The sequence below is a fragment of the Pseudoalteromonas sp. TAE79 genome (assembly GCF_000498015.1).
Classification (GTDB): Bacteria; Pseudomonadota; Gammaproteobacteria; order Enterobacterales; family Alteromonadaceae; genus Pseudoalteromonas.
This window is the reverse complement of record NZ_AUTL01000051.1, coordinates 1-10,606: the sequence shown is the minus strand read 5'-3', so window position 1 is coordinate 10,606 and position 10,606 is coordinate 1. Positions and strand designations below refer to the sequence as shown.

Here is a 10,606-nt window from a genome sequence, read left to right as displayed (position 1 = left end):
CTATCTACAGACGGTTTAATTTATGGTCCAAAAAAGGGATTTTGAATGAACTGTTTCGCGCATTATCTCGTGATGCGGACATGGATTGGGTCTTCATTGATGGCAGTATTGTCAGGGCTCATCAACATAGTTGCGGTGCAAGAACTGCTGACAATGAATCAATTGGAAAGAGCCGAGGTGGAAATTCTACGAAAATTCATCTTGCAGTCGATAGCGGAGGGTTGCCTGTTTATTATGAATTATCCTGTGGAAATACGCATGATATCGTCCATGCAGAGTCACTCGTAGCTAATTGCCCAACAAGTAATATGGTTGTCGCAGATAAAGGCTACGACAGTGAAAAACTGAGAGCGTTTGTTCGTGATAATAACGCTACACCCGTTATTCCACGTAAGGGCAACAGTTTAGTAGGCAATGAAGATATTGACTGGTGCATGTACAAATATCGGCACTTGGTTGAGAATGCATTTGGCCGTATTAAGCAATATAGAGGGATAGCCACGCGGTATGAAAAGCTTGAACGAAATTATCATTCAATGCTCGCTTTAGCATTTACTATGATGTGGCTACCAATGTGGGCTGATTGATATATGTACTACAAAGATCAACAGCCCTTAGTATTTTAAATTTATATTAGAGGTTTATTTGATATGTATTAATTTAATTAGATATTTGAATTGATTGATATTAATAACACATTATGAAAATTAGATAATTTTGTCCTAGCTGGTAAGACTAATAAAAATGAAACCTTTTCGATACCTAACTCTTTTAGAATATATACCTATCAGCCCTTTAAGTATTTCAGTCAAACAGCTACAAGATGATTTATCACAGCGAGGTGTTGAATTATCAACCCGCATGCTCCAGCGTGACCTGCAATCACTTTACGATCAAGGTTGTTTTGGTCTTGAAAAAGATATGCGAAGTAAACCTTATGGTTGGTCTATCAATGCGCAGTGGCGAGGTGGTAACGCGAAAAGAATGAGCAGCGAAGTGGCTGAGCATTATTTATTGTTAGAGCAGTTACTACCGCAATCAGTCCCGAGTGACGTTAAGCAGTCAGTGCATATCAAAGCAGAGCAGGCTCTTAAACGTTTTAATGGCCATGTGCCTGAGTGGCTTTCAACTCTGCCTAAGCCTTCTTTAAAAGTGAATATTGATAATCAGTTAGTTGAGCTAATTGAGCATGCAATTAAGCACAACCGTGCTGTGAGTGCCGAGCTTTTTAGAGTACTTTACGATGATGCACATTGGCTTAAGTTTGCTGAATTGAGTTTTTATAATTTAGTTGAACAAGGTGGCGTTTTAATGGCGCAGTTTATGGTGGGGTCGCTTCACGATAAATGCTATCAAATGCCGGTTTATCGCATTCGTAATGTACATGTACTACAAAAAAATCGTAGAGAACCGAGTGCTGAACAACTAAAAACGTTGCGCAGTGCTATTAATAAAGGCATGAACCAAGAGTGTATTGAGCTTATTGTAAAAGCTCCCAAACACTCTGCTGTTAATCAAGGATTTATTGAGCTTGGTGAGCTGACTGACAAGCAAAGTATTGATGAAAAAAACGTATTACTTACCTACCAAACTATTGATACCGAGCAATTAACCGATGAGTTGCTTAAATGTGCACATTGGCTTGAAGTGATTAAGCCGGAAAAGCTGAGACAAAGAATTATTTCTAAGCTTAAAGCGGCCACTACAAACTATCTTTAATTGATTTCAAACTTAGGTGCGTCAAAAGTTGACGCACCTATTTGTTATGCTCCTTTAAAAGTTAAGGAGTAGTTATGTTCCAATTAATTCAGCAAAATGATGGTTTATCAATCGGTGTATTTGGTATTGGTGGGTGCGGCTGTAATACGCTTAACAGTATTTTTGAGCAACGCGAGTCTGAACAGGCGCACTTGTACAGTGTTAATACCGACAAAGTGGTGCTTAAGCATACGCAAAGTGATGAAGCTGTGCTTATAGGTGCTGAGCTAACTCATGGTTATGGTGCCGGCGCCGACCCTAAAGTTGGTTTACAGGCTGCGGAAGAGAGTAAAGATCAGCTTTTAACGTTAATTAATGGCTGTGATATAATACTCTGTGCAACAGGATTGGGTGGTGGTACTGGGACTGGCGCAAGTCCGTATATTGCTCAACTTGCTAGTGAGCAAGGTAAACCCATTATATTTGTTGCTACATTGCCATTTAGTAGTGAAGGGCAATTTAGGAGTAATATAGCGCAAGCAGGTTTAAATGAGCTTAAAGAGCATGCTAATGCTGTTATTACTCTCCCAAACGATCAACTGATTGAAGTGCTAGGTAATGATATTGGTTTATTTGACGCCTTTAAGCATAGCAACCAAATACTTCATTCACTGATAAAATCATTAATAGACATGCTTTGCTTTCAAGGTTTGATCAACGTTGATTTGAATGATTTTGCCAAAATTATGGATTGCCAGGGTGATGCTGTACTAGGTGTTGGTAAATGCGATGAAGAAAGCGAGCTTACTACTGCACTTGATGGGGCACTTAACAATCCGCTGGTTAATCAGGTAGATATGTCATCAAGTACCGGTGTAATAATACAAGTTAATTGCAAAGATGAAATTTCTCTGGGCAGTTATAATCTCATTACCGATACAGTACGCCATCAGGTAAGCCCTAATGCGTTAGTTATTTGTGGCGTCTCTAAAATAGAGAGCTTATCAACTAATTATGAGCTGTTGATCATCGCAACCGGTGCAAGTGCTAAGATGATTGTTGAACCTTTCAATAAAGCGCCTAGTAGCGAAGTCGAACAATCGCCAGCTGCAAGAGCTAAACCCCAAACTTCTGATATTTTTGACATACCAGCGTTTATACGTAATCAAGTTCCAGCACCATCTGAAAAATAACTATTATTATATAGCTTAAAGGGTTGTTAGTTATTGCTTTCAGAGTCTGAATACATTTTTCAGTGAGATAAACCTATGAATGTATATTTAGATGATGAAAGAGAAGCACCAGCCGGTTGGTTACGAGCCTATTGGCCTGACGAAGTGATTGCATTTTTGAAGAGCGGCAAAGTAAAACAGCTCAGCCTTGATCATGATTTAGGAAATGATAATAAAGGCACTGGCTATGACGTTTTACTTTGGATTGAGCGGGCAGTGTTTATTGATGGTTTTGTACCACCGACAATAGCCGTTCATTCAGCCAATAGCTCAGCACGAATTAAAATGGAATGCGCAATTGCACAAATTAATTTACTGGCTAGGCATCAATGCTTGATGACACTACAAATGAGTCAAGCTCTAAAGTAGTCGCCACTAAGCCAAAAGCATCTGATATTTTTGATATCCCTGCTTTTATAAGAAATCAATCTGCACCACCTATTAAAAGCTCTTTATAGGTTTTGTAAGCAAAGAAAAAGTTGTATTGCAATATGTAAGCTTTACTCTAATATTTGCAAAGGGCGGCTCTTTTTAAGCTTTTGGGTTTGCTGAACTATCTTACCCCAGATAGTGGAATAAGCACTTATTGTGCTTTTGACTTTGGCGATGAAATTATTTGAATAATCTAATTTTAAAAATGATTTTTTAGTCGTTTTGTTTTTTAACTTAGCCTGTATTTTTACTTCTTTAAGTATTTCCTTCTCAAATAGGGAAAAGTTTTTATAAAGTGCTTTAATATCAGTGTTATATATTTTATTCGAGTGGTCATAATGTTTACTCATTGGATCGTGCTCTAAAACAGAGTGATGGAGCATTTTTTTAGACTCAATTTCAGCAATTGTTGATGACCCAATTTTTTTAGTTAGTACCTCTTTCATGTGCGATTTTAAGAAGCTGCGAAGTAGTGTTGGATATGCTCCGGCAGAGCCTTTTATATTTATGTTATCTCGCGAGGCCACGACCATGTCTTTTGGCGCATGATACTTAAGTGCTCGGTTTAAACTCTCTTTACTAATGGGTTTTGAGTCGTCTTTAACCTTGCAAAATAAGTAGGTGCGGTTTATGTCTGGGTTTAATTTTAACTCTTGCTTTATTGCTTTTTTCATCTCGGGTGTGAGTTGTATTTTAAACTCTTTTTGGTTTTTCATTGCTCCGCGAGCTGTATGGGTTGTTTCAGGAAACGTTAAAAATTTAGGATTATCTAAATCATCTATATACGATAGACGTAGGTTGCAAATATTTATGGGCCTTAGCCCTGTAAACATCATCAACAGAACAGCATTTATTAATGTATTATTTTTAGCTGTTTTTAGGTTTATGTATAGCTGAGAAATTAGAGATATATCAGTATATGCCTTACAAGGAATAGGCTTCGCCGTTCGAGAAGATATATAATTATTGTCTATCTCTAGGAATGGATTAGTGCCGTTATTATATTTATTTTTTGCGAACACCCACAGTTTTTTCATCTGCTCGAATTGCTTAGCCACATGCGGACCACTTTTCTCTGTTAGTAGTTGGTCAAGCGTGGTTTCTATTTTCTCAGGCGTAATAGTCTGAAATAACGTATTTTTACCAAATGCATTTTGAATTGCATTAAGGTAAGAGGTATATGTGGTTACTGTGGTGTCAGCTAACTTGCTAGGGCTATGTTTATTAATTGCCTGTAAGTTTTCTATTTGTTTACTCACTACAAATTCGAATGTGTAATTAGAGGTGTTCTTTTTGTATATTTCGGCCGCTTTTAATTTCGCTGCTGAAAAACTCATATCATTAGAATCACCAAGCTTTGTGTTTTTTATGCCATGTTCTTTTTTAAAATGAGTAAAAAATTTAATAATACCATCATGCTGGAATACAATTCTAATCTGATCTTTAAGCTGATACTTTGAAAGCCTTCTTCCTTTATCCTGCGATAATATAATAGTCGCAAGACTGGCTAGCTCTTCCATTGACTCGTCACTGTACGGTGGCTTAAATGCATTAAATTCAGCCATGCAAAGGTCACGACTTTTAATCGTGACCTCACATGGTTTTACTGAATTTAATACTGATGTTGCCATTAATACATAAGCCTTAAAAAAGTTAAAATCATCAAATAACTGATGAGGTATCGCTCTAATAAGGCAATGGTATGAAATTAATTTTTTTTACAAAAACTTTGGTAAGTCGAAATTAAACTTTTTTAATTATTTTTTGCTTTGGCCTCTTGGTAATTTAAATATCTCTCAACGACAGCTCTTCCTTCTTCGGTTAAGATCAAATCTTTTGCTACTCTGCCCGTATCACCAAGTGGCTGATTAATGAAGTTTACATAACTGCCTTTGTGAACTAAATGAGCTTTAATTCTATCTCTCAAGGCTTTTTTATCGTTATTTTCTTTTAGGTTTTTAGCTTGTTTACTTTGCATACCTGTAAGTCTGAGTTGTTGGCTTTCGAGTTCTTTCGCTCTTTTTAAAATACTGGCTTCATGAATTTTGAATACATTAAATTTGAGCTTTGTTGAAGTGCCAAATAGCTCTTCAGATTTATCATAATTCAAGCCGTTTGGATCGTCCTCTTTTCTGAGGTGATGCAGCGCGAGTCTGGTGAGTTCCTCTGCGTGTTTAAAATGATAGCCGTTGGCAACCATAATCGCTTTTGCGTTGGATTTAAAAAAGCTTCGGCACATTGTGCAAAATGCTCCCGCAGATCCTTTCATAACAATGTTTCTTTTATCTCCTTTTACTGCATCAACAGGGGAGTAATCTTTGATGATTTTGTCCAGCGACCTTTTAGCAAATGGTTTGTTAAGATCGCGAGGCTGAAGAAATATGTGAACAGGGTTACAGTTAGGGAGCGCATTTTCCATCCAGGCTCTTTGCTCTAAAATAATGGCGCGCATGGCTTTGGTTAAGGGCAGCTTATATTCTTTTTGGTTTTTCATTTCTCCACGAACTCCGACAACAGATGCCGGAAAGGTAATTAATGTTGGGAAGTGGATACTATTGAGCCACTCCCACTTCATTTGTGGAATATTAATAGGGCGTATACCTGTCAAAATCATGAATCGAGCTGCATTTTTTTGATGTACATTTGGTGCAGACGCGAGGTTTATCCACAATTCAGCTATTGAATCTAAGTCTGTATAAACTTGGCAAGGACGAGGGCTTTCTACACGGTCAGATACGTAAAAGTCATCGATATCAGCTGCTGGGTTTTTACCTGAGTTAAATTTGTTTTTAGCAAATCGCCATACTCTTCTAATTTGTGCAAAAAGCTCGATTGCTTGGTTATTGGACTCTGCCATGATAATTAAATCTACAATTTTTTCTAACTCTCCTGCTGTAAGAGACTGGAATGCACGCTTAAGCGGAAAATGATGCCTAAGCTTTTTTATTCTACATTGATATGTTCTGAGCGATGAAGCTGCAAACTTGGTGGGTGCGTTGTTATGGCGCTCAATTAGGCTTTTCTCGTAAGTATCAAAAACTGTTTTGACAGTGTGGTTGTTTAAAACTCCCTCCTGCATTTGAGCAGTGAGCTTACGCGCTTTTGCTATTGTTAATTCAGGTGCTTCACCTAACTTGGTATTAGCTATGCCAGATGATTTAGGGAAGTTAGAGTAGAAAATAGCAGCGCCAGACTTGGTGAAAATTAGTCGAATATGGTGTTGCGCTTCGTATTTCGATAACCTTTTAGTCCTACTAGGTTTAAAGCCTTGTTTATAAGTGCTTTTTTCTTCAAAAAATATGATGTGTTGAGCCAGCGTAGCACACCGATTTATGTGCTGCATAGAAAATGGCGGTTTGAGCTGGTTCCATTCTAGTTTTGCTTTCGTATATTGAGCTTTGTTAAGCGTTGATAAAGAGTACTTCACTTTGTTATAACCTATATAAATAAAGGCCTCGCGGCGATTTTTATTGATTGAGATCAACAAAGCAACAGAGAAAAATAGGCATAATTCGCGGCTGTAATTTACACCTAAAAATAAAATGGTGTGTTACGAATGTGTGCTACGATTAAATAAAAAATAAAGGTTTTTTATTGAACTACACTTGTATGAAAAGCAGTCAAAAAACATTTCATTTAAATCTATGTTTATGTTTTATAATGATTTTAATTGAAGGGGCTTAAAAGTGGCTTTACTCATAAATAGTAAGTGCATTAACTGTGATATGTGTGACCCAGAATGCCCTAATGAGGCTATTTATATGGGCGCTAAAATATACCAAATAGATGCAAACAAATGTACAGAGTGTGTAGGGCATTATGATAAACCTACTTGCGTAAGTGTTTGCCCTATTGACTGCATAAAGCCCGATCCGAATAAGCGTGAAAATTTGGACGATCTAGCAGAAAAATTTGTGCGGGTAACTGGCAAATAACTCGTCAGGTATTTTGCTAAGCAGCTTTTAATTTAGGCTAAAAACACTACTCACATTACTTATTTAGGTTGTAGCTAAGGTCCTCTGCCATGCATTTTTAGTTTCAATCAAATCTTATTACCTTCATTAATTATCAACTATATTGTGTTACCTTAAGGCTTTATAAACTCAAGCATTAATCTAAGTTTTAGATTGCATTCTATAGGAGTCTATTTTGGATATAGGTATTAACGCTATTCAGGCTGTATCTTCAAAACAAGCCATATTTATTAATGATGAGTGCCGAGTATTTGTAATTGGCGATCTTGATGGTGATTTACCGGCCTTAAAAAACGCACTTAATAACGTAAATTTTGATCCTGAAAGAGACACTTTGTTTTGCCTAGGCGATTTTGTTGATCGCGGGGATAAAACATATGACTTATTTACATACTTACAAGCCATTAGGGCATGTATGATATTAGGTAATCATGAGCATTTAATGTTGGAATCATTATTAAGTAATGATGAAGCGGCTTTTAAATTATGGACTGACAATGGTGGCAATTGGCACAAGTCGGTATCGAGTGAAAAGCTCAATGTTATGTGCGATGAGTTACTAACTAAGCCTCTTTCAATAGTACTTGAATATCGTGGTTATAAAATTGGGTTGTCTCATACATTTGCCCAATCGTGGGATTGGGAAAATTACCCTGATGATAAATCGGTGATTGTGCAATCTTTATTGTGGGATCGCGAAGTAGTTAAACAAAATAAGGTAGTTAAAAGTCATGGAGTCGACTTTTCAATACATGGACATAACTCAACTAAAGCACCTTTTTGGGTGGGTAATAGTTATCATATAGATACCAATTATTATGGTGGAAAGCCGACATTACTCGAGCTTTCAGAGGTTATTGCTACATTTGAAAAGTCATCTGATCTTTAGGGGTTTCTACTTTTTAAATATTATTCGGCAGCTTTGCTTTTTAAAATGTAAGCTGCTGACTACCACACCTAATTATCCCCTTTGTTTTTTCTATACACTCTATGATTTATGCACCGTAATTATTTTATTAAGCTATTAAATACAACAAAGCCGCTCTTAGTTTATTAATTGAGAGCGGCTTTGATGTGTGGGCTGGGTTTTAACTTTCATTTAATAGGTATAAATACAGTTAAAAGAGACGTTTATTTAATTTAATATTGTTGGTTAACAAACGGTTAAGTTTGGCTGTGTAGAATTGGGAACAATTTTGCCATTACGTGAATAATTTGCGTAAAAGGACTAACTTCTCGCTTTAGTTTTATGAGCAGATTTAAATGGAACAGCCTCTCACATGATAGTAGCAAGTATATACCCTTTCCCTTTTTCAACGTTTTGTAAGTCATCACTTTATGTATCAATTTTTTCTGCTTTGGGTTCTACGTGTGCTTTTGCAGCGCAAGAAAACGAAAACTCGCAGCACACAAAAGATATGGAAGTAATAGAGGTACGTGGCATCCGTTCAAGTATGGCCGAAAACTTAGATGTAAAACGCATGTCTGGCTCAGTGGTTGATGCAATTACAGCGGAAGACATTGGGAAGTTCCCTGATAAAAACGTTGCGGACTCTCTTCAGCGTGTACCTGGTGTGGTAATTGAGCGTGACGGCGGAGAAGGTTCATCAGTTAGTATTCGTGGTTTGTCGTCGGCGCTAACTTTTACACAGCTTAATGGTAATTTTATTGCGTCTTCTCCGGGAGAGCCTTCGCGTTCGTTTGATTATGCTTTGTTACCGTCTTCGATGATTGAAAGTGTAGAGGTTTATAAATCGCCAGAGGCACGCTTAGATGAAGGAGGGGTTGGTGGTACTGTATTAATGCATAGCCGAAAGCCTTTGAGTATGGATGCAAACTCAGGTGTATTTAATGTAGAGAGTACTTACGCTGATGTTACAAAAGAGTACGAACCGCAGTTTACGGGTTTATATTCATGGAAAAACGACAACGAAAACTTTGGTGTATTAGTTGGCTATACCTATCAGGAACGAACAAACAGGACACTTTCGGGAGGAACTGATGCAAATGTATGGCGCTACACTGGCGGTGGACAACCTACAGATATAAATGGTAACGCAGTTAATAACAATAATGGTTGGGATACTATTAATGATGCAAACGGCAACAGTTACGATGGTGTTTGGTTTCCACAAGTTGTGCGAGGCTCAGTTCTTAACGAAAAACGTGAGCGCGAAGGAATTCAAGTTAGTACACAGTGGCGACCAACAAATCGTTTAGAGCTTGGATTTAATTACTTTGGCTTTACACTCGGCCAAGACAGGACTGAATCTGTGATTGATATACCTGAGTGGTCTTTAAATTCTGATTTTTTAACTGATGTAAATCTTGATGAGTCGGGAAGTATTGTTACTGGTATGCAATACGATGCGATGGCAAGCGGTATTGAAAGTGATATGCAGTTTCCGTGGATGCGCGGCAGTTATGTATGTGAAGAATCCACCTCCGATACCTTTGATTTTAATTTAACTTATGAAGGCGATAATTTTAAAGCGCGTTTTGTTGTGGGTAATACAAAATCAGAAGGGGGGCCGGAAGAAAGCAGGGAAGCTGCATATAAAAGTTCAAACGCGGGCGAAAACGCCACTGCTATTCAAAATGCTGCTCAAATGGCAGGCTGGTCACTCAACCAAAATAATGTATCACTTAATATTGACCCTAATACACTAGCTAACTTGCAAAGTGGAATTGGAGGCGGTCGTGATGCGGGCTCTTCAAACTCAAGTTTTGTACGCAGTGAGTTAGAAGAAGATTATTACCAAGCTGATGTGGATCTTTATGTTGATTGGGGCTTTTTAAAAACAATTAGAACCGGTGTCAAATATCGTAACTCCACGCTTCATCGTGAAACTGGCAATACCTTCTTTTTAGATCCTAATTTTGATATTGCTGCGGGCGAAGCAAGCGAGCAAGGTATTACGCGTTTCGACAGCTACCAATGGAATGGTGGAATGCCATTAGCTCAAAATGTATTTACTAGTGAGAGTAATATTGTTGGTGGTTTTGATATAAACCAAATGCCAAGTATCGACTGGGATAAATATCGCGATATGGTCACTGCTAGCTATGTACCTTATACACGTATTGAAGATAACTTTGTTTACGACATTGAAGAGAAAATATCTGCTTTTTATATTCAAGGCGATTTTGAGTTTAGTGAAGTAAGAGGTAATTTGGGCGTGCGTGTTGTGCAAACAAAAACACTTACTTCATCTACTGACTTATATACCTACCAATTAGATCACACAAATGACGAAACAGGCGAGCCAG

9 protein-coding genes are annotated in these 10,606 nt (G+C 37.6%); 7 read left to right on the top strand and 2 right to left on the bottom strand.

The genetic code is table 11. The features are described 5' to 3' along the window. From L655_RS0101665 to L655_RS0101650, 4 genes are all read left to right on the top strand, one after another. Positions 1–587: IS5 family transposase (locus L655_RS0101665; protein WP_024603875.1), on the top strand; the 587-nt coding region annotated here is incomplete at its 5' end. A 157-nt stretch (positions 588–744) separates the two neighbouring features. Continuing rightward, the gene (locus tag L655_RS0101660) at positions 745–1,719 is read left to right on the top strand and encodes a WYL domain-containing protein (protein WP_024603874.1); all 975 of its coding nucleotides are present in this window, start codon (positions 745–747) and stop codon (positions 1,717–1,719) included. A gap of 74 nt (positions 1,720–1,793) precedes the next feature. After that, positions 1,794–2,891, top strand: a complete 1,098-nt coding sequence (locus L655_RS0101655; RefSeq protein WP_024603873.1) for a cell division protein FtsZ — start codon at positions 1,794–1,796, stop codon at positions 2,889–2,891. 75 nt (positions 2,892–2,966) lie between these two features. Beyond that, complete coding sequence (locus tag L655_RS0101650) at positions 2,967–3,299, top strand: cyclic-phosphate processing receiver domain-containing protein (RefSeq protein WP_024603872.1); 333 nt, start codon at positions 2,967–2,969, stop codon at positions 3,297–3,299. A gap of 131 nt (positions 3,300–3,430) precedes the next feature. On the opposite strand, the gene L655_RS0101645 is transcribed toward L655_RS0101650, so the two are convergent. Then, the gene (locus L655_RS0101645; protein ID WP_024603871.1) at positions 3,431–4,993 is read right to left on the bottom strand and encodes a tyrosine-type recombinase/integrase; all 1,563 of its coding nucleotides are present in this window, start codon (positions 4,991–4,993) and stop codon (positions 3,431–3,433) included. 122 nt (positions 4,994–5,115) lie between these two features. Continuing rightward, positions 5,116–6,789 (bottom strand): hypothetical protein, encoded by a 1,674-nt coding sequence (locus L655_RS0101640; RefSeq protein ID WP_024603870.1) that lies wholly within the window; start codon positions 6,787–6,789, stop codon positions 5,116–5,118. Positions 6,790–7,048: 259 nt separating this feature from the next. Between L655_RS0101640 and L655_RS0101635 the strand changes: the two genes are divergently transcribed. The 3 genes from L655_RS0101635 to L655_RS0101625 form a co-directional block, all read left to right on the top strand. Beyond that, positions 7,049–7,297: a YfhL family 4Fe-4S dicluster ferredoxin gene (locus L655_RS0101635; protein WP_024603869.1), complete on the top strand. Its 249-nt coding sequence runs from the start codon at positions 7,049–7,051 to the stop codon at positions 7,295–7,297. Between the two features lie 214 nt (positions 7,298–7,511). Then, complete coding sequence (locus L655_RS0101630; RefSeq protein WP_024603868.1) at positions 7,512–8,225, top strand: metallophosphoesterase; 714 nt, start codon at positions 7,512–7,514, stop codon at positions 8,223–8,225. A 391-nt stretch (positions 8,226–8,616) separates the two neighbouring features. Continuing rightward, the coding region (locus L655_RS0101625; protein WP_024603867.1) for a TonB-dependent receptor at positions 8,617–10,606 on the top strand (1,990 nt) is incomplete at its 3' end.